At 70.6% G+C, this 26635-nt stretch carries 16 protein-coding genes; 7 read left to right on the top strand and 9 right to left on the bottom strand.

The features are described 5' to 3' along the window. The first annotated feature begins 101 nt into the window (after positions 1-101). The 3 genes from MPPM_RS09765 (at position 102) to MPPM_RS09755 (ending at position 10699) form a co-directional block, all read left to right on the top strand. Entirely contained in the window at positions 102-1406 is a 1305-nt protein-coding gene (locus tag MPPM_RS09765; RefSeq protein ID WP_096484895.1) for a UDP-glucose dehydrogenase family protein, read from the top strand. Between the two features lie 519 nt (positions 1407-1925). Further along, complete coding sequence (locus MPPM_RS09760) at positions 1926-9332, top strand: type I polyketide synthase (RefSeq protein WP_096484894.1); 7407 nt, start codon at positions 1926-1928, stop codon at positions 9330-9332. After that, the gene (locus tag MPPM_RS09755) at positions 9329-10699 is read left to right on the top strand and encodes an aminotransferase class I/II-fold pyridoxal phosphate-dependent enzyme (RefSeq protein ID WP_096484893.1); all 1371 of its coding nucleotides are present in this window, start codon (positions 9329-9331) and stop codon (positions 10697-10699) included. The genes MPPM_RS09760 and MPPM_RS09755 overlap by 4 nt, the downstream gene beginning before the upstream one ends. Positions 10700-10867: 168 nt before the next feature. Here MPPM_RS09755 and MPPM_RS09750 read toward each other — a convergent pair whose 3' ends face one another. The 7 genes from MPPM_RS09750 to dxs all read right to left on the bottom strand — a co-directional run bounded on the left by MPPM_RS09750 (position 10868) and on the right by dxs (position 19985). Beyond that, positions 10868-11539 (bottom strand): polyamine aminopropyltransferase, encoded by a 672-nt coding sequence (locus tag MPPM_RS09750; RefSeq protein ID WP_096484892.1) that lies wholly within the window; start codon positions 11537-11539, stop codon positions 10868-10870. 199 nt (positions 11540-11738) lie between these two features. Next, entirely contained in the window at positions 11739-13742 is a 2004-nt protein-coding gene (shc, locus tag MPPM_RS09745) for a squalene--hopene cyclase (RefSeq protein ID WP_096484891.1), read from the bottom strand. A gap of 44 nt (positions 13743-13786) precedes the next feature. After that, a complete protein-coding gene (gene hpnE, locus MPPM_RS09740; protein ID WP_096484890.1) occupies positions 13787-15088 on the bottom strand; it encodes a hydroxysqualene dehydroxylase HpnE in 1302 nt (433 codons plus the stop codon). Then, positions 15088-15939 carry a presqualene diphosphate synthase HpnD gene (gene hpnD, locus MPPM_RS09735; RefSeq protein ID WP_096484889.1) on the bottom strand — a complete coding sequence of 284 codons (852 nt, stop codon included), beginning with the start codon at positions 15937-15939 and terminating at the stop codon, positions 15088-15090. Before hpnD ends, hpnE begins: the two co-directional genes overlap by 1 nt. Beyond that, positions 15936-16835, bottom strand: a complete 900-nt coding sequence (gene hpnC / locus MPPM_RS09730) for a squalene synthase HpnC (RefSeq protein ID WP_096484888.1) — start codon at positions 16833-16835, stop codon at positions 15936-15938. The genes hpnD and hpnC overlap by 4 nt, the downstream gene beginning before the upstream one ends. Then, positions 16832-17857, bottom strand: coding sequence for a hopanoid-associated sugar epimerase (gene hpnA / locus MPPM_RS09725; protein ID WP_096484887.1), 1026 nt, complete (start codon positions 17855-17857; stop codon positions 16832-16834). The genes hpnC and hpnA overlap by 4 nt, the downstream gene beginning before the upstream one ends. Before the next feature lie 157 nt (positions 17858-18014). Beyond that, positions 18015-19985, bottom strand: coding sequence for a 1-deoxy-D-xylulose-5-phosphate synthase (gene dxs, locus MPPM_RS09720; RefSeq protein WP_096484886.1), 1971 nt, complete (start codon positions 19983-19985; stop codon positions 18015-18017). A 352-nt stretch (positions 19986-20337) separates the two neighbouring features. On the opposite strand from dxs, the gene MPPM_RS09715 reads away from it, so the two are divergent. From MPPM_RS09715 to ettA, 4 genes are all read left to right on the top strand, one after another. After that, positions 20338-20565, top strand: coding sequence for a hypothetical protein (locus MPPM_RS09715; RefSeq protein WP_432419845.1), 228 nt, complete (start codon positions 20338-20340; stop codon positions 20563-20565). Between the two features lie 7 nt (positions 20566-20572). Beyond that, positions 20573-21448, top strand: a complete 876-nt coding sequence (locus MPPM_RS09710; RefSeq protein ID WP_096484884.1) for a DNA/RNA non-specific endonuclease — start codon at positions 20573-20575, stop codon at positions 21446-21448. 27 nt (positions 21449-21475) lie between these two features. Continuing rightward, a complete protein-coding gene (locus MPPM_RS09705) occupies positions 21476-21763 on the top strand; it encodes a hypothetical protein (RefSeq protein ID WP_096484883.1) in 288 nt (95 codons plus the stop codon). Between the two features lie 234 nt (positions 21764-21997). Next, a complete protein-coding gene (gene ettA / locus MPPM_RS09700) occupies positions 21998-23650 on the top strand; it encodes an energy-dependent translational throttle protein EttA (protein ID WP_096484882.1) in 1653 nt (550 codons plus the stop codon). Positions 23651-23695: 45 nt separating this feature from the next. Here the strand turns inward: ettA and MPPM_RS09695 are convergent, their stop codons facing one another. Both MPPM_RS09695 and MPPM_RS09690 read right to left on the bottom strand, forming a co-directional pair. Further along, complete coding sequence (locus MPPM_RS09695; protein ID WP_096484881.1) at positions 23696-24916, bottom strand: phosphopentomutase; 1221 nt, start codon at positions 24914-24916, stop codon at positions 23696-23698. 3 nt (positions 24917-24919) lie between these two features. Continuing rightward, positions 24920-26548, bottom strand: a complete 1629-nt coding sequence (locus MPPM_RS09690; RefSeq protein WP_096484880.1) for an ABC transporter ATP-binding protein — start codon at positions 26546-26548, stop codon at positions 24920-24922. Positions 26549-26635: the final 87 nt, after the last annotated feature.

The raw sequence follows: 26635 nt of genomic DNA, 5'->3' as shown, positions 1-26635 counted from the left end.
AGCGACCGCCGCTCGGGGCGCCGGTTTGCGCAGGCCTCGAACCGGGATACACTGCACCGCAACAAACCGGACGTGATCCGGCAGGCCCAGCGGGGACATCGATGCGCATCGCGATGATTGGCTCGGGCTATGTCGGCCTGGTCTCGGGCGCCTGCCTGGCCGATTTCGGCCACGAGGTCGTCTGCATCGACAAGGATCCCGAAAAGATCGCCGCCCTCAACGAGGGCCGCATGCCGATCTACGAGCCCGGCCTCGACGCCCTGGTGGCCGACAACGTCCGCCAGAAGCGGCTCGCCTTCTCCACCGACCTCAAGCCCGCCGTCGCGCAGGCCCAGGCCGTCTTCATCGCCGTGGGCACGCCGTCGCGCCGCGGCGACGGCTTTGCCGACCTCTCCTACGTCTACGCCGCGGCACGTGAGATCGCCGAGGCGCTCACCGGCTACGCCGTCGTCGTCACCAAGTCGACCGTGCCGGTCGGCACCGGCGACGAGGTCGAGCGCATCCTGCGCGAGGCCCGCCCCGACCTCGATGTCGGCGTCGCCTCCAACCCCGAATTCCTGCGCGAGGGCGCCGCCATCGGCGACTTCAAGCGCCCCGACCGCATCGTCATCGGCGCCGAGGATGCCCGCGCCGCCGCCGTGATGCAGGAGGTCTACCGCCCGCTCTACCTCAACCAGGCGCCGATCCTGCTCACCGGGCGGCGCACGGCCGAGCTGACCAAGTACGCCGCCAACGCCTTCCTGGCCACCAAGATCACCTTCATCAACGAGATCGCCGACCTGTGCGAGCAGGTCGGCGCCAACGTGCAGGAGGTCGCCCGCGGCATCGGGCTGGACAACCGCATCGGCGCGAAGTTCCTGCATGCCGGGCCGGGCTACGGCGGCTCGTGCTTTCCCAAGGACACGCTGGCCCTGGTGAAGACGGCGCAGGATTACGGCACGCCGGTGCGGATCGTCGAGACGGTGGTGGCGGTCAACGACCAGCGCAAGCGCGCCATGGCGCGCAAGGTGATCGCGGCCTGCGGCGGTTCGGTGCGGGGCAAGCGGGTGGCGCTACTGGGCCTGACGTTCAAGCCGAACACCGACGACATGCGCGACGCGCCCTCGCTGTCGATCATCGCTGGCCTGCAGGATGCGGGCGCGCGGATCGTGGCCTACGATCCGGAAGGCATGGAGCAGGCGCGGCCGCTTCTGCAGGACGTGGCCTATGCCGAGGACGCCTATGCCTGCGCGGAGGGAGCGGACGCGCTGGTGATCGTGACGGAGTGGAACGCGTTCCGGGCGCTGGATCTGGCCCGGCTGAAGGCGCTGATGGCCGCGCCCGTCCTCGTCGACCTGCGCAACGTCTACGCGCCTGCGGAGGTCGAGCGCCACGGCTTCGCCTATTCCGGCATCGGAATTGCGTGATTGTGGCCTTCGATCCGCCATCTGTCCGATGCGTGTTTCGAAGCCGTCTCATCTGTCGAATGAGAGCGCTGCAACTTTCAAGCGCAACAACATGCCAGCTCCCGCCAAAATCGATCACCTGAGAAGAGCGAAAAAGACTCTCCGAAACCTAACGCAATATTCGCAAGAACTTTATCACTCCAATGGCCGAATGGCGGCAATTTTCGAACTCACCCAGACGATAACGACTGATATTTGTTGTTTTCGGCATTTTGCCGCTTTTCCGCCATCAACGTTTCACTGATGAATACGTGCCACACAATCTCCCAATCTCTCTGGATTAAGGGAGAGGTTGCAGCCAAGCGGGTTGGACGGTCCTGTCGGTCAGATTAAGAGTGCCTCTTAAAACCTTCGGTCGTCGGCCGCTCGTCCCCGAGCGCCGCAGGAAGGCCGAAGGTTGACGAGACATTCGCGGTGCGGGCGGAACATCCGCACCGAACGGACCCCCGGTCCCTGCTTCACGAGCGTAAACGGATCGACGTGACTCACCGCAAGAACATCGCGATCGTCGGCCGCGCCTGCCGCCTGCCCGGGGCTCCGAACGTCGAGGGGCTGTGGCAGCTCCTGACGGAGGCGCGCTGCGCCGTCTCGCGCATCCCCGAGGATCGCTGGTCGCTGCCGGCCTTCGGTCATCCGCGGGCGCAGGAGCGGGGCAAGAGCTACACCTGGGCGGCGGGCGTGCTCGACGACATCTGGTCGTTCGATCCGGGCGTGTTCGGCATCTCGCCCCGCGAGGCCGAGCAGATGGACCCGCAGCAGCGCATGCTGCTGGAACTGACCTGGGAGGCGTTCGAGGATGCGGGCCTGCGCCCGTCCTCCGTGGCCGGCAGCCATATCGGCGTGTTCGTCGGCGCGTCCGCCCTCGATTACGGCAACCTGCGCATCCTCGACCCGTCCTCGGGCGACGCCTACGCGGCCACCGGCAACACGCTCTCGATCATCTCGAACCGCATCTCCTACATCTACGACCTGAAGGGCCCGAGCTTCACCCTCGACACCGCCTGCTCGTCCTCGCTGGTCGCGCTCAACGCGGCGATCGCGGCGATCGAGGCGGGTCAGGTCGACACCGCCGTGGTCGCCGGCGCCAACATCCTGGCGAGCCCGTTCAACTTCATCTCCTTCTCCAACGCGCAGATGCTCTCGCGCACGGGCCTGTGCCAGGCCTTCTCGTCGAGCGCTGACGGCTATGTCCGCGCCGAGGGCGGCGTGGTGCTGATCCTGCAATCGGCCGAGGCCGCCGCCCGCAGCGGCCGGACGGTGCGCGGCGTCATCGCGGCGAGCGGCGTCAACTCGGACGGGCGCACCACCGGCATCTCGCTCCCCTCCGGCCACGCGCAGGGCGCGCTGCTGGAGCAGGTCTACCGCGAGGCCGAGATCGACCTCGACCGCATCGCCTTCGTCGAGGCGCACGGCACCGGCACGCCGGTCGGCGATCCGATCGAGGCCGGCGCCATCGGCTCCAAGCTCGGCAAGCCGCGGCAGGCTCCGCTGCCGATCGGCTCGATCAAGACCAATATCGGCCATACGGAACCGACCTCGGGCCTTGCCGGCCTGCTCAAGGCGAGCCTCGCCCTCGAGCACGACCTGCTGCCGCCCTCGCTGCACGCGGCCGAACTCAACCCCGAGATCCCGTTCGAGACGCTGAAGCTCGCCGTGAACCGCGCGCCGCTGGCGCTCGCCCGCACGAAGGCCGAGCGCTTCGCCGGCGTGAACTCCTTCGGCTTCGGCGGCACCAACGCCCACGTCGTGCTGACCGATCCGGCCCCCGTCGCCGCGAACGACGAGGCCGGCCGCGCCCCCGAGATCCTGCTGCTCTCCGCCCAGAGCCGCGCGGCGCTCAACGACCTCGCCCTCGACTACGCCACCCGCCTCGACGGCGCCGCGCCGGACGAGGCCGCCCGCGTCGCGGCCGCGGCCTTCCACCGCCGCGAGCGTCTCTCGACGCGGCTCGCCCTGCCGATCGCCCCCGGCACCGACGTCCCGGCCGCCCTGCGGGCCCTGGCCGAGGGTGAGGAGACCGAGGCGGCCGTCATCGGCACCGCGGTCGAGCGTCAGGCCGAGGTCGCTTTTGTCTATTCCGGCAACGGCAGCCAGTGGGTCGGCATGGGCCGCGAGGCCTACGAGGCGAGCGCGACCTTCCGCGCCCGCTTTGACCAGACCGACGCGCTCTTCGAAAAACTCTCGGGCTGGTCGCTCAAGGAGGCGATGTTCGCCGAGGATCTCGACGCGCGCCTCTCCCTCACCCGCGTCTCGCAGCCGCTGATCTTCGCGATCCAGAGCGCCTCGACCGCGGCGCTCCGCGCCAAGGGCCTCGCGCCCCGCTATGTGCTGGGCCACAGCGTCGGTGAGATCGCTGCGGCCGAGGCTGCCGGCATCCTGAGCCTCGAACAGGCGGTGCGGGTCATCTTCTTCCGCAGCAAGCACCAGGAATCGACCCGCGGCTTCGGCACCATGGCCGTGCTGCTCGGGCCGGTCGAGGAGATGGAGGCGTTCCTCGCCGATTATCCCAGCCTCGACATCGCCGCCTACAACAGCCCGAAGGCGATCACGGTCGCCGGCCCCGAGGCCGACATCGAGGCCGCGATGAAGGCGCTGGCGCGCAAGCGCCGCCGCGGGCGCAAGCTCGACCTCGAATACCCCTTCCACGGCCGCCTGATGGACCCGACCGAGCGTCCGCTGCTGCGCGACCTCGACGGGCTTAAGCCTGCCGCCGGCCACACCGCCATGGTCTCGACCGTGACCGGCACGGTGCTGCCCGGCGCCCAGTTCGGTGCCGGCTACTGGTGGCGCAACATCCGCGAGCCGGTGCGTTTCTGCGAGGCGCTGCAGGAGGCGACCCGCCAGGGCGCCCGCGTCTTCGTCGAGGTCGGCCCGCGCGCGACCCTGCTGCCGCATATCGGCGACGCCATCGAGCCGCTCGCCATCGAGGTCGCCTCGGTCGGCGTGATGCACCGCAAGCCCGCGGGCGGCGACCCGATCGCCAAGGCGGTGGCCGCCGCCCTCGTCGCCGGAGCCGCCGTCGACGAGGCGCGCCTGTTCGGCGCCGATCCGGCCGGCATCGTCGCCCTGCCGCTCTATCCCTGGCAGCGCCGCCCGTTCCGCCTCGCCGAGACGACGGAAGGCGCGGGTGCCGCGCCGCGGCCCTACCACCCGCTCGCCGGCAACAGGCTCGCGCCCGACGGCCTCGAATGGCACGGCCATCTCGACGCGGCCCTCGTGCCCGAACTCGACGACCACCGCATCGACGGCCAGGTGATCCTGCCCGGCGCGGCCTTCGTCGAGATGGCGCTGCACGTCGCCCGTCAGGCCCTGCGCACCGACGCCGTCACGCTCGCCGACGTCGAGATCCTCTCGCCGATGGTCTTCGCCGAGGACTCCCTGCGCGAGGTACTGGTGCGCCTGTCCGGCTCCGGCAATCAGATCCAGATCCTCAGCCGTCCGCGCCTGACCCCGACCCCGTGGCAGCTCCACGCCTCGGCCAAGATCATCGAGGGTAATTTCCCGGCGCCCGCGGCTCGCGATCTCACGATCCCGGCCGAGCATGCCATCGCGGGTGAAAACCTCTACCGCCGGGCGCTCGCCTCCGGTCTCGGCTTCGGCGAGAACTTCAGGCAGGTGGCGGCCTCCGCGCGGATCGACGAGACCACCATCGTCTCCGAGTTGATCCCGGCCGAGGCCGACGACCGCTACGGCCTCGTGCCCGCGCGCCTCGATTCCTGCTTCCACGGTCTGATCCTGCTCTTCGCCGAGTTGATGGGCGAGGGCGCCACCAAGGCCTACGTGCCGGTGCGCTTCGGCGAGGTGCGCCTGCTGCGCCCCGGCGCCGCCATCGCCCGGGCGGAGATCCGCACCCGGCGCTGCAACGAGCGCTCGATCCTCGCCGACTTCACCCTCACCGATGCCGAGGGCGAGGTAATCGCGACGATCCGCGAGGGCCGCTTCCAGGCCCTGCGCGCGCGCAGCGGCAGCGACCTCGACGCCTACGCCATCACCCAAGGCGTCGAGCGCGCCACCGAGCCGACCGCCCTGCCGCTGGAGCGGCGCCCGAGCGTCGCCGAGCGTCTGCGCCCGAGCCTCGCCGCGGCGACCGCGCCGGACACGGCCGAACTCGGACCGGGCCACCTGCTGCTGGAGGGCTGGGCCACGGCGCTCGCCTACCGGCTGGCCGAGGGCCTGTCCGAGAACGGGAAGGTGACCCTCGACGGCCGTCTGCCGGATGCGCTCCACGCCTGGGCGACCAACGCCCTCTACGCCCTGGAGAGCAGCGGCCTCGCGACGCTCGACAAGGGAGTCTGGCGCCTGCGCCGCGACGTGACCCTGCCCGCGCCCGAAGAGACCATGCGCTGGATCGCGGCCGATCATCCAGAGCTGGCCGCCGAACTGGTGCTGCTCGCCGACACCACGGCGCTGGTCGGCCGGATCGTGGCGGGTGAAGCGGTGACGGCCGCGAGCCTGCCGCCGGCCGCGCTCGACGCCTTCCACCTGCGCGGCGCCACCGCGCGCGCCGCCGCCGAGGTCGTCGCGAAGATCGTGGCGGAGGCCCGTGAGCGGCTGCCGTCCGACCGCGCCCTGCGCATCCTGCAAGTCGGCTTCGGTCCGCTCTCGGCCCGCGCCGCCGCCCTGGCCCGCGAGGCCGATGCCCGGCTGACCGTGCTGGAGACCGACCGGCGGCTGGCCGAGCGCGCCCGTCTCGCCCTGCCGGGCTCGGTCACGGTGGCGGAGGCCGGCGACGCCCTGCCCGCCGCCGCCTTCGACCTCGTTCTGGCCAGCGACGTGCTGCACCGCTCCGACAAGGCCCTCCCGGGTCAACTCGCTGCGGCCCTCGCCTCCGGCGGCCTGCTGGTCGCCGTCGAGCCCGGCGCCTCGCTGTTCCGCGACCTCGTCTTCGGCCTCGCGCCGGACTGGTTCGAGGAGGCGGTCGCCGGCATGCCGCTCTCGCGCCTCGACGACGTGACGGGCTGGCAGCGCACCTTGAGCGCCTCGGGCCTCGTGCGGGTCTCCGCCGACCGCGCGGCGTCGGCCAACGGTGACGACCTGCTGCTCGTCGCCGAGGCACCGGTGCGCCCGGCCCTCGGCCACGGCCAGACCTTCGCCTTCGTGGTCGGCTCCGACGACGAGTTCGGCGCTGAGACCGCCTCGTCGCTGGCGACCCTGCTGGTGGCGAGCGGCGTCCACGTCTCGATCATCCTCGATTCCGAGCAGTCGCTGCGCGAACTGGAGCGCGAGACCCCCGACACCGTGGTGTTCCTCGCCGGCGCCTTCGCCGGCGAGGGCGAGGCGGCCACCCGCCTGCGCGACCGCTGCCTCAGCTTGAAGCGCTGCGCCGAGCATCTCGGCAGCCGCCAGACCCGGCTCTGGGTCGTCGCCCCCGGCGCCACCCGCGATGCGGGCGGCGAGGCGGCCGCGGTCGAGGCCGGCGTCTGGGCCTTCAGCCGGACGCTCGCCAACGAGGCGTCGAACCTCGACGTGCGCCGGATCGACCTCGCCCCGGCCCTGTCCTCGAAGGACGCGGCCGAGCGGCTGCGCGCGCTGATCCTGTCGGGCACCGACGAGACCGAGATCGTGCTCGACGCCGACGCCACCCGCGTCGTGCGGTTCCATCCCGGCCGTGCTGCCCATGCCGGCGGCGAGGCGGCTCCGGCCGCGCGGCTGGAGCGCTCGAACACGGGCGGCCTCAACGAGATGGTCTGGGGGCCGGCCGAACGCGCCGCCCCCGGCCCCGGCGAGGTCGAGATCGCGGTGGCCGCCACCGGCCTCAACTTCCGCGACGTGCTCTGGGCGCTCTCGATGCTCCCGGAGGAGATCCTGGAGGACGGCTTCGCCGGTCCCCGTCTCGGCCTCGAAGTCTCCGGCCGCGTCACCGCCATCGGTGCCGGCGTGGTCGACTTCGCGGTGGGCGACGCCGTCGTCGCCTTCGCCCAATCGGGCTTCGCCACCCACGTGGTCGTGCCGGAAATGGTCGTCGCGCCGATGCCGGCCGGGCTCGACCCGGCCGCGGCGGCGACCGTGCCGGTCGCCTTCCTCACCGCCTACTACGCGCTCTGCACCTGCGCCCGGCTGCGCAAGGGCGAGTGGCTGCTGGTCCATGGCGGCGCGGGCGGCGTGGGACTGGCCGCGCTCCAGATCGCCAAGTGGAAGGGCGCGCGGGTCATTGCCACCGCCGGCTCGCGGGAGAAGCGGGCGCTGGTCGCCGCGCTGGGCGCCGAGCACGTGCTCGATTCCCGCTCGCTCGCCTTTGTGGACGATGTCCGCCGCATCACCGGCGACGGCGTCGACGTGGTGCTCAACTCGCTGTTCGGCGAGATGATGGAGCGCTCGCTGAACTGCCTGCGGCCGTTCGGGCGCTTCGTCGAACTGGGCAAGCGCGACTACGTCGCCAACACCCATATCGGCCTGCGGCCGTTCCGCCGGAACCTCTCCTATTTCGGCGTCGATCTCGATCAGGTGCTCCAGCACCAGGGCGAGGACGGGGCGCGGATGTTCCGCGAGGTGATGGCGCTCTTCGCCGAAGGGGGCCTGCGACCGCTGCCCTACCAGCCGTTCGCCGCCGACGAGACCTCGGACGCCTTCCGGCTGATGCAGCAATCGGGGCATGTCGGTAAGATCGTCGTCACGCCGCCGGCGCCCGGCTCCGTGGCGCGGGTCCAGCGCAACGCCTTCGCGGTCAGCGACAAGGGCGTCCACCTCGTCACCGGCGGCCTCGGCGGCTTCGGCATCGAGGCGGCGCGCTGGCTCGCCGATCGCGGCGCCAAGCGCATCGTGCTCGTCGGCCGCTCGGGCAAGCCGAACGAAGAGGGCCAGGCGGTCATCGCCGAACTCACGGCCCGGGGCGTGCGGGTCGAGACCAAGGCCTGCGACATCACCAGCCGCCGGGCGGTCGAGAAGCTGATCGACGGCATCGAGACCGCGGGCAGCAAACTCGCGGGCGTGATCCACGGCGCCATGGTGCTGCAGGACGGCCTGATCTCGGCGATCGAGCCCGAGACCCTGGAAGCGGTGATCGCGCCGAAGGTGATCGGCGCACAGCACCTGGACGCCGCCACCCGCGGGCGAAAACTCGACTACTTCGTGCTGTTCTCCTCGGCCACGACCTTCATCGGCAATCCCGGCCAGGGCTCCTACGTCGCCGCCAACGGCTTCATGGAGGGGCTGGCCCGCCAGCGCCGCCGCCTCGGCCTGCCGGCGCTCGCGGTCGCCTGGGGCGCCATCGGCGATGTCGGCGTGCTCGCCCGCAACAAGGCGGTGATGGAGACGCTGTCCTCCCGCGTCGGCGTCACGCCGATGGACGCCCGTCTCTGCCTCGACCTGATGGCCGAGGCGCTGGAGGGCCAGACCGGCGCCAGCGACGAGGGCGTGATCGCGATTGCCGCGATGCATTGGGGCAAGGCGCGCGAGCGTCTCAGCACCCTGCGCTCGCCGAGCTACGCCAGCCTCGGCAGCGACCAGCAGGCGGAGTCCGGCACGGTGGCCGCCATCAATATCGGCGCGCTGCTGCGGTCGCAGGACATCGACGCGGTGCGCAAGACCGTCTCCGACGCCATCGTCGAGGACATCGCCCGCATCCTGCGCCTGCCGAAGGACGACATCAGCCGCGTGCGCCAGCTCTCGGAGATCGGCCTCGATTCGCTGATGGGCGTGGAGCTGGGGGCGAGCCTGCAGGAGCGCTTCGCCCTCGATGCACCGCCGGCCGGCATCTCCTCGGGGCTCACCGTCAACGAGTTGACGGAGACCCTGATCCAGGCGGTGGCGACGCCGGTGGACGACGCCGCCGGGGTGACCATGACCCTCGCCACCAAGCATGCCGGCGATCTCGATGCCGCCACGCTCGTTCCGTTCAACGAGCTCGTCGAGAAGAACGTCGCGGACATCAAAGAGATCTTGCCATGACCCAGCCGTCACGCCCGCAGGACGGCCGGGCCGCGCTCGCGAGCTTCGTCACCAACCGGCTCGGCCGCACCAATGCGCGGCCGGCCCCCGCCGAGACTAAGGCGCCGCCGGCCAACGAATCGGCGCAGGATTTCGAGAAGCTGACCGGCTACCGCGAGCTGCGCCTACAGCGCTCGGCCGCCGACCTGATCGGCCTCGGCAACCCGTTCTTCCGGGTGCACGAGACCCGCGCCGGCGCGCAGACCCGCATCGAGGGCCAAGCCTACTCGAACTACTCCTCCTACGATTATCTCGGCCTCAACGGGCACCCGTCGGTGAGCGGGGCGGCGCGCAAGGCGATCGAGTCCTTCGGCACCTCGGCCTCCGCGAGCCGGATCGTGGCGGGCGAGCGGCCCGGGCATCTCAAGCTGGAGCGGGCGCTCGCCGCCCATTACGGCACGGATGCCTGCGTGGTCCTGGTGAGCGGCCACGCCACCAACGTCACCGCCATCGGCGCGATCCTGGAAGCGCCGGACGTGATCTTCCACGACGCGCTGATCCACAACAGCGTGGTGACGGGCGCGCAGCTCTCCGGGGCGCAACGCCGCTCCTTCGCCCATAACGACCCAGCCGCCCTCGAAAAGCTCCTCGAGGCGACCCGGCACGAGCACCGCCGCGCGCTGATCGTGATCGAAGGCCTGTACAGCATGGACGGCGACGCGCCGGATCTGGCCGCCTTCGTCGAGCTGAAGCGCCGCTACGATTGCTGGCTGATGGTGGACGACGCCCACGGGCTCGGCGTTCTCGGCCGCACCGGCGCCGGCCTGCACGAGCATTGTGGGGTCGATGCCTCGGACGTCGACATCTGGATGGGCACGCTCTCGAAGACGCTGTCGTCCTGCGGCGGCTATATCTGCGGCCCCTCGGCGCTGATCGAGTACCTGAAATGCACCGCGGGCGGCTTCGTCTACAGCGTCGGCATGTCGCCACCGCTCGCCGCCGCGGCCGAGGCCGCGCTCTCGGTGATGCAGGCCGAGCCGGAGCGGGTGGAGCGGCTGCGCCGCAACGGCAACCAGTTCCTGGCGCTCGCCAAGAAGCATGGGCTGAACACGGGTTCGAGCCTGGGTCTGGCCGTGATCCCAATCATCGTCGGCGATTCGCTCAAGGCGGTGACGCTGTCCGACCGGCTGTTCAAGCGCGGCATCAACGTGCAGCCGATCATCCACCCGGCGGTGCCGGAGCGCTCCTCGCGCCTGCGCTTCTTCATGACCTCCGAGCACATGCCGGAGCAGATCGCGCAGACGGTGGCCACGGTGGCGGAGGAGCTGTCGGCGCTGGAGACCGGCGCGACGCTGATCGAGCAGCTGATGGCCCGCCGGGGAGCCTAATCGCGCTCCCAACCCTCCCCCCTCTGCGGGGGAGGGTGCCTCGTGGATGCGAGGCGGGAGAGGGGAGCGACGCTTCCGGAAGAACCTGAGCGAGCCCCTCACCCACCCCCCTTCGGGGGCCACCCTCTCCCGCAGAGGGGAGAGGGACACGCGCAGCCCAACTTCCCTCTAACCCCGCCCGGCCAGCCAGATCACGTGCCGCGCGCCGCGTTTTCCGCGCGCCCGGGTCGCGACCTCCTCCACCGAAAACCCCGCTTGGCCCAACCGCCGGGTGAAGGCGGCGTCGGGATGGGCCGACCACACCGCCAGCACGCCGCGGGGACGCAGGGCCGCGCGGGCCGCGCCGAGCCCGGCGGCGTCGTAGAGGCGGTCGTTCGCCGTGCGCGTGAGGCCGTCGGGGCCGTTGTCGACGTCGAGCAGGATCGCGTCGAAGGCACCCGGCCGCTCGCGGATCACCGCGGCGACATCCGCCTCGCGGATCGTCACGCGCGGATCGTCGAGGCTCGAGCCGGTCAGGTCGGCCATCGGCCCGCGCGCCCAGGCCAGCACCGCCGGCACGATCTCGGCCACCGTCACCTGGGCCGTTTCCGGCAGAACGCCCAGTGCCGCGCGCAGGGTAAAACCCATGCCGTAGCCGCCGATCAGCACCCGCGGCGCCTTCACGCCCGCGATGCGCTCGGCGGAGAGCCGGGCCAGCGCCTCCTCCGAGCCGCTGAGGCGGCTGTTCATCAGTTCGTTGCGGTCGAGCTGAATCGAGAATTCGCTGCCCCGACGCATCAGGCGCAGGGTGCCCGCCTCGCCGGGGATCGGGGCGGTGTCGAGATGCTCCCAGGGGATCATGAAATTCGCAGCCCTGCACGCCCTCTCCCCTCTACGGCAGAGGGTGGCCCCGAAGGGGGTCGGGTGAGAGGAGCGACGGTTCAGAAGAGGTCGTTACGTCGGATGACGGACGCCTTATCCGGCACCGTCGCTCCCCTCTCCCGCCTCGCATCCGCGAGGCACCCTCCCCCGCAGAAGGGGGAGGGATTTTTTGGAAGAGCTACATCCCGAACTGCACCTGACGGCTGTTGCCCTTCTTCAGGTTGCGGAAGCGGGCCATCGCCCAGAGCGGGAAGAACTTCGGGTAGCCGTGGTAGCGCAGGTAGAACACCCGCGGGAAGCCGGTCGCGGTGTAGCGCTCCTCGCTCCACAGCCCGTCCTGCCCCTGCGTGCGCATCAGGTAGTTGACGCCGCGGGCGACCGCCGGGTCGTCCACCTCGCCCACCGCCATGAGCGCGAGCAGCGCCCAGGCCGTCTGCGAGGCGGTGGAGTAGCCCGGCTCGAATTCGGGGTTGAGCTTGTAGGAGGAGGCGTCCTCGCCCCAGCCGCCATCCGGGTTCTGGATGCGGATGAGCCACGCCACGGCCTTGCGGATCTCCGGGCTCTGCGGATCGACGCCGGCGGCGTTGAGCGCGCAGAGCACCGACCACGTGCCGTAGATGAAGTTCATGCCCCAGCGGCCGTACCAGCTCCCGTCCTTCTCCTGGTCGTTGAGCAGGTAGGTCACGCCGCGGTCGAGCGCCCGGCTGGTCTCGCGGGTCTCGCCGAGCTGCGACAGCATCGAGACGACGCGGGCGGTGACGTCCGCGGTCGGCGGATCGAGCAGCGCGCCGTGATCCGAGAACGGGATGTGGTTGAGGTAGTGGTGGTTGTTGTCGGCGTCGAACGCCGCCCAGCCGCCATCGGCGCTCTGCAGCCCCTCGACCCATTCGCGGGCGCGGGCGATCGAGGCCGAGTAATCCGGCATGCCGCTGACCAGCCCGTGCTGGCGCTGGGCACGGTCCATCGCCATCACGACCACGGCGGTGTCGTCGAGGTCGGGATAGTGCGGGTTGGCATATTGGAAGGCCCAGCCGCCGGGGCGCACGTTCGGCTTGGTCTCGGCCCAGTCGCCCTTGATGTCGAGGATCTGGAGCGGCTTGAGCCAGTCGAGGCCGGCGCGGGCATTGGCTTCGGCCGCATCGCCGCCGGCCTCCAGCATGGCGTGGCTGGTCAGCGCCGTGTCCCAGACCGGCGAGAGGCAGGGCTGGACATAGGCCTCGTCGTCCTTCTCGGCGACGAGCTTCTCGATGGCTTCGAGCGCGATCTTCACCTGCGGATGGTCCGGCGGATAGCCGAGCACCTCGTACATCAGCACCGAATTGACCATCGACGGGAAGATGGCGCCGAGGCCGTCCTCGCCGTTCAGGCGCTCGGAGACCCAGGCCACCGCCTTGTCGATGGCGCGCTGGCGCGGCACCTTGGGGAAGTGGTCCTGCGTCTTCTGCAGCACGCGGTCGATCGCGCCGAAGATCGGCGTCCACGGCCAGGTGGCGTGGGGCGAGCCCGGCCAGACCCGCACTGAATCGGGCGGGGTCACGAACAGTTCGGCCACGCCGACGCCGCGCGGGTTCTTCGCCCGCGGCTTCTTGGCCTGAATCACGAACAGCGGCACCATGGTGCAGCGGGCCCAGTAGGACACCTTGTCGAGGTGGAACGGGAACCACTTCGGCAGGTGCATCACCTCCACCGGCATCACCGGCACCGCCGTCCACGGCACCTCGCCGTAGAGGGCGAGCAGGATGCGGGTGAAGACGTTGGCGTTGGCGGCACCGCCCCGCTGCAGGATCGCCTTGCGCACCGCGCGCATGTGCGGCGCCTCGATGTCGTCGCCGATCATCTTGAGGGCGAAATAGGCCTTCACCGACGCGCTCATGTCGAACGGGCCATCATGGACCAGCGCCCAGCCGCCATGCGCCTTCGACTGCGTGCGGCGCAGGTAGTTGCCGATCTTGGCTTCCAGCCCCGGCCGCGGCTCGGTCCCGCGGAAATGGTGGAACAGGATGTACTCGGAGGGGATGGTGGCATCCGCCTCGAGTTCGAAGCAGATGTGGCCATCGGCCTGCGTCATGTCGGTGAGCGCGCGGGTGGCGCTCTGGACGCCACGCTCGACATCGTCGAGGGACACGTCGCGGGTCTTGAGACGCTGCAGCGTCTCGACCTTGCTCGCGGCCGCCTCTCGCATCGTTCTCGCCTCGCTCGACTGTCTCGATGCCGTCGTCATATCGTTCAAGCGACTCCCTGTGCCTGTGCCCGTCCGCACATGCCGGTGCGGAACAGGGCTTGTGCGGCATTCGTGCCGGATCGGATCGCGCCCTCGATGGTCGAGGGCAGCCCCGTCTCCGTCCAATCGCCGGCCAGAACCAGATTCCGGTAGCGCGTCGCTACGCCGGGACGGCGCGCGGCTTCAGCGGGCGTCGCCGCGAAGGTCGCCCGCTTCTCCTTGACGATCTGCCAGCTAGGCAATTCCCGTGCAAGTCCGTTGAGTTCCGCAATCTCAACCCAGATCCGACGCGCAAGATCCTCGCGGCCCTCGTCCAGCAAGTGGTCGGCGCCGCTGATGGTCACCGAGAAGCGATCCGGATAGGCGAACAGCCACTCGGTCAGACCGCCGACGACGCCGAGGATCAGCGGCGCGCCCTCAGGGGGACGCACGGCGAAATGCGCGTTAACGATGGAGCGGAATTCCTGCGGCGCCGGCGTGCCGGGCAGCAGATCGGTCGCCACCCAGGGCGGCAGGGCCAGAACCACGGCGTCATCGGACCCGACCACGGTCGGCTCGTCGGTGAAGTCGAGGCGCTCGATTCGGCTCTGCCCGAGGCTCAGCGCCCGCAGGCGCCGGCCGTAGCGGATCTCGGCACCGCGGCTCTCGAGATAGCGCAGGGCCGGATCGACGAAGGCGGTGGACAGGCCCTCGACCGCGATGAGCGGGCGGCAAGCGCGCCCGCCGGCCCCGAGGGTCTCGCGCAGGATGGTGGCGGCAAGCCCGACATCGCTCTCGCGCGGATCGGTGTTGAGGGCGGCGAGCAGGACCGGGCGCCAGAGCCGCTCGTAGAGCGGCCCCTCGCAGGACATCTTTTCGCCGATCGTGCCGCTCTGGCCCGGCTTGTTGCCGGAGGCGGCCATCATCAGCGAGAGCGGCGCGAGATAGTCCCGCGCCCGGGTGCCCGGCACGCGCCGGCCCGCCCGCAGCACCCACCAGGGCAGACGGCCCTCGTTCGGGCGCAGGGTCCAGCGCTCGCCGGTGCGGAGATCGGCGAAGGGGAAGACAGCCTCATCGGGACCGGTCAGGGCGTCGTCCGGCGCCCCGATCAGTTGCAGGAAGTCGAGAGACGAGCGGTTGCCCGACAGGAGCAGGTGATTGCCGTTGTCGATGGTCAGCCCGAGCGACGGGTCGAAATAGGAGCGGCAGCGCCCGCCCGCCTGCTTGGCGGCCTCGTGCAGCACGACGCGCTGCCCTGCCTCCGCCAGCGAGGCGGCGGCCGAGAGGCCGGCGAGCCCGGCGCCGACGACGTGAACCGTACCCGACATCAGAAGATCCCGTGGCGCAGGGCGACGCGAAGGAGGGAGAGCTTGCCGGGCTTCACCCGCGCCCGCGGGGCGGCCCAGCCGCGCTTCACCACGGCGTCGAGGTAGAGCCGGTAGGCTGCCGCCATCAGGCGGGCCGCCTTGGTGGCCTGCCGCGGGCTGCGCGCGATGATCGCCCAGGTCTGGCGGTAATGCTCCTCCGCCTCCGCCGCGACCGCCGCGCAGACCTCGCCGAGACGCGGATGCGCCAGGGCCGTTTCGGGCGTCGGGGTCATCAGCCCGATCTTGTGGAATTTCTCCATCGGCAGGTAGAGGCGGCCGCGCGCCGCGTCCTCGTCGATGTCGCGCAGGATGTTGGTGAGCTGAAGCGCCCGGCCCTGGTGCCACGCGAGCCGGATGCCGTCCTGCTCCGGCATGCCGAAGATGCGCACCGAGAGCCGGCCGACGGCGCTCGCGACCCGGTCGCAATAGAGGTCGAGCTTGGCCTCGGAAGGCGCGACGATGTCCTCCTCGGCGTCCATCGCCATGCCGTCGATGACCGCCTGAAAATCCTCGCGCTTGAGCCCGAACCGGCGCATCGGCTCTTCGAGCGGCTTCACCCGCGGCGGCGGGTTGCCGGCATAGAGCGCGTCGATATCGGCCCGCCAGCGGTCGAGCTCGGCCGCGCGGACCTCCCGCGCACCGCCGTCATCGGCGACGTCGTCGACGGAGCGGCAGAAGGCGTAGACGGCGTACATCGCCTCGCGCCGCTCCTTCGGCAGCAGGCGCATCGCGGTGTAGAAGGACGAGCCGGCGGCCGGCAGGGCGGGCGCCTCGGCGGTCTCACCCGGAATCGGGCTTGCGGTGGCGCTCATCGGCCGGCTCCGGCAGCGGCGGGACGGGGCGCGCGCGACCGAAACGGGCGGCGCACCAGAGTGGCGGCGATGCCGCCGAGCGCGGTGAGCGCGAAGGCGGCCTTGCCGTGATGGACCTTTTCCGAGAGCGGGTCGCGGGTCAGCAGGCCCTTGGTCAGGACGACGGCCAGCCGATGGATCGCGGCGATCTCCAGGCTGAGGCGGAAATCGTCGATCCGGTTCGGCAGCGGCGCGCCTTCCTCCAAGAGCACCAGCGTGCGCTCGGCGAGTTCGCGGATCACGGCGCGCAGTTGCGGGCTCGCCCGGTCGGCGCCAAGCATCGACACGTCGGCGCCGTGCTTCCGCATCACGTCGAGGGGGATGTAGACCCGGTCGAGATTGCGGAAATCCTTGCCGCAATCCTGGAGGTGGTTGAGCACCTGCAGCGCGGCGCAGATCGCGTCCGAGGTCGGATAGACCCGCGCCGGATCCTCACCGTGCACGTCGAGGACGAAGCGCCCGACCGGCATCGCCGAGTAGCGGCAATAGTGGATCAGCTCGTCCCAATCCGCGTAGCGCGACTTGCGCGCGTCCATGCGGAAGGCGTCGAGCAGTTCGAGGGCGTGAGTCGGCGGCTGGCCATGCGCGGCCAGCTCGCGCTTGAGCGGCTCGACCGAGGGGTCGGAGCCGCCCTTGCCGGTGAGCGCGTCGGCGAGCGCGTCCAGCATCTCGATCTTGCGCTCGGGCGAGAGGCCGGTGTGATCGGCGACGTCGTCGCCCGCCCGCACGTAGTTGTAGAAGGCGAGGATCGCGCCGCGGTTGCGCGGGTGGATCAGGTGCGAGGCGACGGGAAAGTTCTCGTCGTGCTGCCCCTTGCCGGTGCGGGCGTCGCTGGCGGTCTGAAGCGGGGCGCTCATTTCATGTATCCCGCCTGACGGAACCACGCGATGGCGTCCTCCAGCCCCTGGCGATAGGGCCGCGCGGAATAGCCGAGTTCCGCCCGCGCCTTGGCGTCGGAGAAGAACATCCGGTACTTCGACATGCGCACGCCGTCGATGGTGGCGAGCGGCGCCTTGCCGGTCACCCGCGCGATCTGCTCGGAGATGAAGGCGATCGGGTAGATCACCGCGTAGGGCAGCCGCGTCGTCGGCGCCTTGCGGCCGACGATGGCGGCGATGTCGGCGAGCATAGCCGCCAGCATCACGTCCTCGCCGCCGAGGATGTAGTGCTCGCCGATCCGGCCCTTGCGCAGGGCCATCAGGTGGCCGGCGGCCACATCGTCGACATGGGCGAGGTTGAGGCCGGTATCGACGAAGGCCGGGATCTTTCCCTGGGCCGCGTCGAGGATGATGCGGCCGGTCGGCGTCGGCTTGACGTCGCGGGGGCCGATCGGCGTGGACGGGTTCACGATGACGGCCGGCAGGCCGTCCCGGGCCACCATCTCGTCGACCACGCGCTCGGCCACGACCTTGCTGCGCTTGTAGGCGCCGATGGCGGTCTCCGGCGTCAGCGGCCGGGTCTCGTCGGCGGGGGTGCCGTCGGCGTGCGGTTTGATGGTGGCGACGCTCGACGTGTAGACGATCCGCTCGACGCCGGCCTTCAGCGCCTCCTCCATCAGGATGCGGGTGCCGTCGCGGTTGGTGCGGACGATCTCCTCCATGTCCGGCGCCCAGAGCCGGTAATCGGCCGCGGCGTGAACGAGGTAGCGCTGGCCGCGCATGGCGCTCGCCACCGCTGCCCGGTCGCGCATGTCGGCCTCGACGATCTCGACATCGGGCCAGGTGAGATTCGTGCGCGGCGAGGAGGCGCGCACCGAGATGCGCACGGTGAAGCCGGCCGCGCGGAAGACGTCGACCAGGGCGGCGCCCAGGAAGCCGCTGGCACCGGTGATCAGCACCGGCCCCGCCGGGAACGGGCCGCTTTGGGTCGGCTCTGTCATCGTGCTCGCGTGACTTGACGGGAGGGTCTCGCCCGCCAGTCATGGGACCAGCAGACGAGCGGAAGCGCCGCTCCGTCGACGCACCCGCTTCGGGGTCGGACGGCGCGGCGCTTGTCTCACTGATGGCGCGGTGCGGCAAGCACCGCGCCCGATCGGATCAGGCGAGACGCAGGCGTCCGGCCCGGCTGCCCTTCTTCTCCGGCAGTGCGGCGCGGACGGCCTTGAGGATGCCCTCGGCATCGAGACCGGCCTCGGCGTACATCTTCTCCGGCTTGTCGTGGTCCTGGTAGGTGTCGGGCAGCGTCAGCGTGCGCACCCGGACCCGGCCCGCATCCAGAACGCCCCGCTCCGCGAGAAGGTGCAGCACCATCGTCCCGAAGCCGCCGACCGAGCCCTCCTCGATCGTCACCAGAACCTCGTGGCTACCCGCCAGATCCACGATCAGCTCGGCATCCAGCGGCTTGGCAAAGCGCGCATCCGCCACGCTCACCGCCACGCCCTCCGCCTCCAGCGCGTCGGCCGCCTTCAGCGCCTCCGACAGGCGCGTGCCGAGCGACAGCAGCGCCACCCGCGCCCCCTCTGGACGGCGCACCACGCGGCCGCGGCCGATGGCGAGCGGCTCGCCGGTCTCCGGCAGTTCCACGCCCACCCCCTCGCCGCGCGGGTAGCGCAGGGCGATCGGCCCGCTGTCATGCGCGTGGGCGGTCGCCACCATGTGCACCAGCTCCGCCTCGTCGGCCGCCGCCATCACCGTCATGTTCGGCAGGCAGCAGAGATAGGCCAGATCGAAGGCGCCCGCATGCGTGGCGCCGTCCGCGCCCACCAGACCGGCGCGGTCCAGGCAGAACCGCACCGGCAGGTTCTGCAGCGCCACATCGTGCACGACCTGATCGTAGGCCCGCTGCAGGAAGGTCGAGTAGATCGCCACGAACGGCTTGTAGCCCTCGGTGGCCAGTCCCCCGGCAAACGTCACCGCGTGCTGCTCGGCGATGCCCACGTCGAAGGTCTTGTCGGGATGCGCCTTGCCGAACAGGTCGATGCCGGTGCCGCCGGGCATCGCCGCGGTGATCGCCACCACCTTCGGATCGGCATCGGCCGCCTTGATCAGGCTCTCGCCGAACACCCGGGTATAGGCCGGGGCGTTGGCCTTCGCCTTGGCCTGCACGCCCGACACCACGTCGAACTTGACCACGCCGTGGTAGCGGTCGGCTGAGGCCTCGGCCGGGGCGTAGCCCTTGCCCTTCTGCGTCACCACGTGGAGCAGGATCGGGCCCTGATCCGAGTCGCGCACGTTCTTGAGGACCGGCAGCAGGTGGTCGAGGTTGTGCCCGTCGACCGGCCCCACATAATGGAAGCCCATCTCCTCGAACATCGTGCCGCCGCCCACGATCAGCGAGCGGGCATATTCTTCCGCGGCGGCCGCGCGCTGGTAGAGCGCCTTCGGCAGCAGTTTTCCCAGCTGCTTGGCGGTCTCGCGCAAGCTCCGGTAGGTGCCGCCGGAAGCCAGCCGGGCGAGGTAGGCCGACATCGCGCCGACGGGGGGCGCGATCGACATGTCGTTGTCGTTGAGGATGACGATGAGGCGCGAGTGCAGCGCGCCGGCATTGTTCATGGCTTCATAGGCCATGCCCGCCGACATCGAGCCGTCGCCGATCACCGCGACCATGTTGCGGCGCTTCTTCGGCGCCTCGCCCCGGGCCTTGGTCTCGGCATCGTCGAGGTCGCGGGCGACCGCCATGCCGAGCGCGGCGGAGATCGAGGTCGAGGAGTGGGCCGCGCCGAAGGGGTCGTATTCGCTCTCCGAGCGCTTGGTGAAGCCGGACAGGCCGCCGCCCTGGCGCAGGGTGCGGATGCGGTCGCGGCGGCCGGTGAGGATCTTGTGCGGGTAGCACTGGTGGCCGACGTCCCAGACGATGCGGTCGTCAGGCGTGTCGAAGACGTGGTGGAGCGCCACCGTGAGTTCGACCACGCCGAGCCCCGAGCCGAGATGGCCGCCGGTGATCGACACGGCGTCGATCATCTCGGCGCGCACCGCGTCAGCCACCCGCTGCAGCTCGCTCTCCGGCAGTAGCCGGAGACGATCCGGCGTCTCAAGACCCTCGAGGATCGTCGTGTCCGCTAGTGCCAATGCCTTCACCCGTCTCTCAATGCGTTCCCGTCGGCAGGCGGCTCTTGCAAGGCCAAATGCCCGAATCCTCGAACGCGGCCCTGTCGTCGGATCTCGCCCGCCCCCGGAAACAGCGTGCCCCGGGACGTATGAACGATCGTTCTAGCGCAAACCGATCACGGGATACCATGATCTCGCTGCAACAGCGGCGCGCCTTTCAGAGGATTCGACCGCCTTGTCTGCCTTCAGAGTTAAGGCAGCCGCGCCATTTCACGCGTGACGCGCCTCCAATTATGGATGAAGGCTGCGTTGATCAACATCTCGCCCGTCCCGAGGCCGCCGCCCGATGCCTTTCGCCGCAATGAAACCGATCATGGCTGCGCTGACGCTTGCCCTGATCGCCGGAGGCGCGGCCCAGGCGGCGGATGCCCGCCCGGCCCGCTCCCGAGCGGCGGCCTGCCTCGACGACGCCCGCTGCCGACGCCCGCCGGGACCGCCGGACCAGGATATCCGCCCGCTGATCGACCCGCTCGGGCGCCCCTGCGGCTTCCGCTGGCGCGAGACGCCGTCCGGGACCCGCCGCGTCCGGGTCTGTTACTGAACCGGCGATGGCGCTGCGATCCGTCCTTCCCGCCCTCCTGCTCCTCGTCGTCGCCCAAGCGGGGACAGCCCAGGCCCTGCAGGACGCGCCCGCCTGCCCCGTCCTGTTCGCGGAGGGGCAGGCGCCGGTTCTCGCCAACCCGAAGCTTGCGGACAGAGCCGTCCCGCTCTGCTTCGAGGCCTTCGCCGTGCTGCATTCGGGTGCTTCCCGCACGCCGCTCTACGCCGCGGAGCGCCTGACGCGCCGGAGCGTGTCCGCCGCCCGCCGGGTCGAGCGCGCCGACGCCTTCCACGACGAGGATCGCCTGCCCGAGGACGACCGGGCGACCCTCTCCGACTACGTCCGCAGCGGCTACGACCGCGGCCACCTCGCCCCCGCCGGCGACATGCCGACCCCGACCGCCCAGGCCGAATCCTTCAGCCTCGCCAACATCGTGCCCCAGAACCGGGCGCTGAACCGCGGCCTGTGGGCGGCGATCGAGGAGAGCGTGCGCCGGCTCGCCACCGAGCGCGGCGAACTCTTCGTTGTGACCGGCCCGATCTTCGAGGGCCGCTCGGTCGGCGCGATCAAGGGGCGGGTGCTGGTGCCGACCGAGCTGTTCAAGGCGATCTACGACCCGCGCACCGGCGAGGCCGGCGCCTATCTCGTGGCGAACGCGGCGGGGGCCGAGTGGCGCGCGGTCTCGCTCGCGGCCCTGCGCGACCGGAGCGGGCTCGACGTGTTCCCGGCGCTGCCGGAGGCGGCCAAGGCCAAGGCGATGGACCTGCCCGAGCCCCATGAATTCTCCCGCGACCGCCAGGAATCCTTCGCCGGCTTCCTCAAGCAGCTGGCCGCCGACATCCTGCGCCGGCTGTGGCGCGAGCTGATGCGCGCGATCTTCTGAAACGTCCTTCCGAGACGGGGGCCCCGAATGCCGCGCCGTAAAGCCGATCATCCGGCCGAGACCCTGCCCTTCCGCCCCTTCGCCGAGGATACGGGCGTGCAGACCTTCGGCGAATTCTCCATCGAGAACGGCACCCGCCGCATCGCCCTGCACGGCAGCCTCGACCTGACCCGCGACCGGGCGGGCCTGGCGCGGGCGCGTGCACTGAAAGGCCTGCTCGACGCGGTGGTCGCCACCCTCGAAGCCGAGGATCTTCCCGAAGCCGTGCCCGACGAGCCGGAAGCGTCGGAGACGGTGCGCAACCCTTTCGCTTGAGCGGCGCCAGCCTCATATCAGAACGGATATCCGACCCTCGCCCGTCCGGGCTTCGCCTTGCCCCTGCCGGGCGGCCCTGATAGTCGGACAGCAAATTCTTCATCCGCAGGCGGACGGCGCCCCGCGTGGCACGGTTCGAGCCCGTCGCTCGATCCGGCCAGCCGCGCGCGAGAGACCACGCATCCGCGACCGCCGGCCCGACCGGCTTCCACGCTTCACGCAGGACGAACGCACATGGCCCGCGAATTCATCTACCACATGCGGGGTCTGACCAAGACCTATGTCGGGGGCAAGAAGGTCCTCGATAACGTCAACCTGTCCTTCTACCCCGATGCCAAGATCGGCGTGCTCGGCATCAACGGCGCCGGCAAGTCGACGCTGCTCAAGATCATGGCGGGCATCGACAAGGACTGGACCGGCGAGGGCTTCGTCGCTCAAGGAGCGCGCGTCGGCTACCTGCCGCAGGAGCCGCAGCTCGATCCGAACAAGTCGGTGCGCGAGAACGTGATGGAGGGCGTGGCCGAGAAGCAGGCGCTGCTCGACCGCTACAACGAACTCGCCATGAACTATTCCGAGGAGACGGCGGACGAGATGACCGCCCTCCAGGACCAGATCGAGGCGCAGAACCTCTGGGAGCTCGATTCGAAGGTCGATCAGGCGATGGAAGCGCTCGGCTGCCCGAGCGACGAGCAGCCGGTGGCGACTCTCTCGGGCGGCGAGCGCCGCCGCGTCGCCCTGTGCAAGCTGCTGCTGTGGGAGCCGGAACTGCTCCTCCTCGACGAGCCGACCAACCACCTCGACGCCGAGACGGTGAACTGGCTCGAAGGGCACCTGCGCCAGTATCCGGGCGCGATCCTGATCGTGACCCACGACCGCTACTTCCTCGACAACGTGACGAGCTGGATCCTCGAGCTCGATCGCGGCAAGGGCATTCCCTACGAGGGCAACTACTCCTCCTGGCTGGTGCAGAAGCAGAAGCGCCTGGAGCAGGAGGGCCGCGAGGACATGGCCCGCCAGCGCGCCATCGCCCGCGAGACGGAGTGGATCTCGGCCTCGCCCAAGGCCCGCCAGAGCAAGTCCAAGGCGCGTATCACGCGCTACGAGGAGCTGGTCGCCAAGCAGCAGCAGAAGGTCGATGCGACCGCGCAGATCGTCATCCCGATCACCGAGCGGCTCGGACAGAACGTCATTGAGTTCAAGCACCTGAACAAGGCCTACGGCGACCGGCTGCTGATCGAGGATCTCTCGTTCAAGCTGCCGCCGGGCGGCATCGTCGGCGTGATCGGCCCGAACGGCGCCGGCAAGACCACCCTGTTCAAGATGATCACCGGCACCGAGAAGCCCGACGGCGGCGCGATCGAGATCGGCGAGAGCGTGCATCTCGGCTACGTCGACCAGTCCCGCGACGCGCTCGACCCGAACGCGACGGTCTGGCAGGAGATCTCGGGCGGCAACGACATCCTCTACTTCAACAAGCGCGAGATCAATTCCCGCGCCTATTGCGCGGCCTTCGCCTTCAAGGGCGGCGACCAGCAGAAGAAGGTCGGTACGCTCTCGGGCGGTGAGCGCAACCGCGTCCACCTCGCCGCGACCCTGCGCAAGGGCGGCAACGTCCTGCTGCTGGACGAGCCGACCAACGACCTCGACATGGAGACCCTGCGGGCGCTCGAAGAGGGCCTGGAGGATTACGCGGGTTGCGCGGTCATCATCAGCCACGATCGCTGGTTCCTGAACCGCATCGCGACCCACATCCTCGCCTTCGAGGGCGACAGCCATGTCGAGTGGTTCGAGGGCAACTTCTCGGACTACGAGGCCGACAAGAAGCGCCGGCTCGGGACCGACTCGCTCATCCCGAAGAAGCTGAAGTACAAGAAGTTTTCGCGCTGACAGCCTCCCTCTCCCCACATGCGGGGAGAGGGGCGAACACGCCTCTCACCACCACGCCCGGCCCGCCCCGAGGGGCGGCAGGCCGAGATGCGCCGCGACCGAGACGCCGATATCGGCGAAGGTTTCGCGCCGCCCGACAGCGCCCGTCGCCAGCCCCGGCCCGAAAGCCAGCACCGGCACCTGCTCGCGGGTATGCTCGGTGCCGGTCCAGGTCGGGTCGTTGCCGTGGTCGGCGGTGATGACGCAGAGATCCCCCGGCCTCAGGACGGCGTGGATCTCGGGGATGCGGGCGTCGAAGGCTTCGAGTTCGGCGGCGTAGCCCGGCACGTCGCGGCGGTGGCCGTGCTCGGTGTCGAAATCCACGAGGTTGAGGAAGACGAACCCGCCATCCGGCAGCGCGGCGAAGGCCTCGAGGGCGGCGTCGAGACAGGCGGCGTTGCCCGCGGGCTTGATCTCGCGGCCCGTGGCGCGGTGGGCGAAGATGTCGCCGATCTTGCCGACGCTGACGACGGCGCGACCGGCGGCATCGAGCCCGTCGAGCAGCGTCCCGGCGGGCGGGGCGACGGAAAAATCCTTGCGGCGGCTGGTGCGGCGGAAGCCGTCAGCCTCGCTGCCGAGGAAGGGCCGGGCGATCACCCGGCCGACGCGGTAGGGATCGCAGATCTCCCGCGCGATGCGGCAGGTCTCGTAGAGCCGCTCCAGCCCGAACGCCTCCTCGTGGGCGGCGATCTGGAACACGCTGTCGGCGGAGGTGTAGCAGATCGGCCGGCCCGTCCGGACGTGCTCGGCGCCGAGCGCGTCGATGATCGCCGTGCCCGAGGCGTGGCAATCGCCGAGGATGCCGGGCAGGCCGGCCCGCTCGATCAGGGCCGCGGTCAGCGCCTGAGGAAAGGCGGGCTGCGTGTCGGGGAAATGGCCCCAGGGCTCCCGCACCGGCACGCCGGCAATCTCCCAGTGACCCGACGGCGTGTCCTTGCCCGCCGCCGTTTCGACGGCGTGGCCCCACAGGGCCTGCGGCGGCCCCTCGGGCGCGAGCCCCGGCGGAAGGCGGCCGGTGGCGCCTTCGCAGGCGAGGCCGAGGCCGAGCGCCGTGAGATTCGGCAGGCGCAAGCCGCCCGCCCGCAAGCCCGGCCGGTCGCCGCGCCCGGCGGCGCAGGCCTCCGCGATGTGGCCGACCGTGTCGGAGCCGGCATCGCCGTAGCGGTCCGCGTCCGGCGCGCCGCCGATGCCGACGGAATCGAGGACGATGAGGAGGGCGCGGGCCATGGCTCAGGCCGGCTCGATCTCGGCGGTGGTCGCCGCATCCATCTCGAAGGCCGCCGCGAACAGGGCGCGGGTGTACTCGGTCTTGGGCGCCGAGAAGATCTCCTCTGCCGGCCCCTCCTCGACGACCTGGCCGTGCTGCATCACCATGACGTAGTTCGACAGCGCGCGGACCACCTTGAGGTCGTGGCTGATGAACAGGTAGGCGATGCCCCGCTCCCGCTGCAGGTCGCGCAGCAGCGTCACGATCTGCGCCTGGACCGAGCGGTCCAGCGCCGAGGTCGGCTCGTCGAGGACGACGAAGCGGGGCTTGAGGACGATGGCGCGGGCAATCGCGATGCGCTGGCGCTGGCCGCCGGAGAATTCGTGCGGGTAGCGGTCCATCGCCGCCGGGTCGAGGCCGACATCGGTCAGCGCCTTCGCCACCAGGGCGCGGCGCTCGGCGCCTCCCTTCACCTGCCCCTGCACCGCCAGCCCCTCGGCGACGATGTCGCCCACCGACATGCGCGGCGAGAGCGAGCCGTAGGGATCCTGGAAGACCACCTGCATGTCCTTGCGCAGGGGCCGCATCAGGGCGGGGCCGCGCCCCTCGATCCGCTGGCCAAGGAACACGATCGGCCCCTCGGACTCGGTGAGGCGCAGCAGGGCGAGGCCGAGCGTGGTCTTGCCCGAACCGGATTCGCCGACCACGCCGACGGTCTCGCCCGCCCGCACCGTGAGCCGCACGCCGTCCACCGCCTTGACGTGGCCGACGGTGCGCCGGAGCAGCCCTGCTTTCAGGGGGAACCACACCTTGAGCGGGCCGGCCTCCACCAGTTCCGCCGCGCCGGTGGGCACGGGGTTGGCGCGGCCCGAGGGCTCGGCGGCCAGCAGGCGCTGCGTGTATTCGTGCTGGGGCCGGGTGAAGACCTGCGCCACCGGCCCCGCCTCGACGATCCGGCCGGCGAGCATCACGCAGACCCGGTTGGCGATGCGCCGCACGATGCCGAGGTCGTGGGTGATGAACAGCATCGCCATGCCGAGCCGCTTCTGCAGGTCGGCCAGCAGCGCCAGGATCTGCGCCTGCACGGTGACGTCGAGGGCGGTGGTGGGTTCGTCGGCCACGAGCAGGTCGGGCTCGCAGGCCAGCGCCATGGCGATCATCACCCGCTGGCGCTGGCCGCCGGACAATTCGTGCGGATAGGCGCCGAGCCGCCGCTCGGCATCGCGGATGCCGACGAGGTCGAGCAGTTCGAGGATTCTGCTGCGCGCGGCCTTCCCCTTGAGGCCGCGATGGATCTCCAGCACCTCGCCGATCTGCCGTTGGATGGTGTGGAGCGGGTTGAGCGAGGTCATCGGCTCCTGGAACACCATGGTGATGTCCGCGCCGCGCACCACGCGCATCTCGCGCTCCGGCAGCGTCAGGAGATCGCGCCCCTTGAACAGGATTTTTCCGCCCGGATGATGTGCCGCGCCGTCGAGCAGGCGCAGGATCGACAGGGCGGTGACCGACTTGCCGGAGCCGGATTCCCCCACCAGCGCCAGGGTCTCGCCCCGCTCGATGGCGAAGCTGACCCGGTCCACCGCCCGCGTCTCGCGCGCACCGTTCCGGAAGGCGACCGAGAGATCCTCGACGGTCAGCAGCGTATCGGACATCGAACCCCGGCGATGAAAATCGGCCCGCGATGCGCCCATGTCGGGCAGGCGAGCGGAGGGGTTATAGCGCGCGGGCTCTCACACGCG

This window comes from Methylorubrum populi, assembly GCF_002355515.1.
In the GTDB taxonomy this organism is placed as follows: domain Bacteria; phylum Pseudomonadota; class Alphaproteobacteria; order Rhizobiales; family Beijerinckiaceae; genus Methylobacterium; species Methylobacterium populi_A.
The sequence above is the reverse complement of the archived record's forward strand: the minus strand, read 5'-3'. Positions and strand labels throughout refer to the sequence as shown.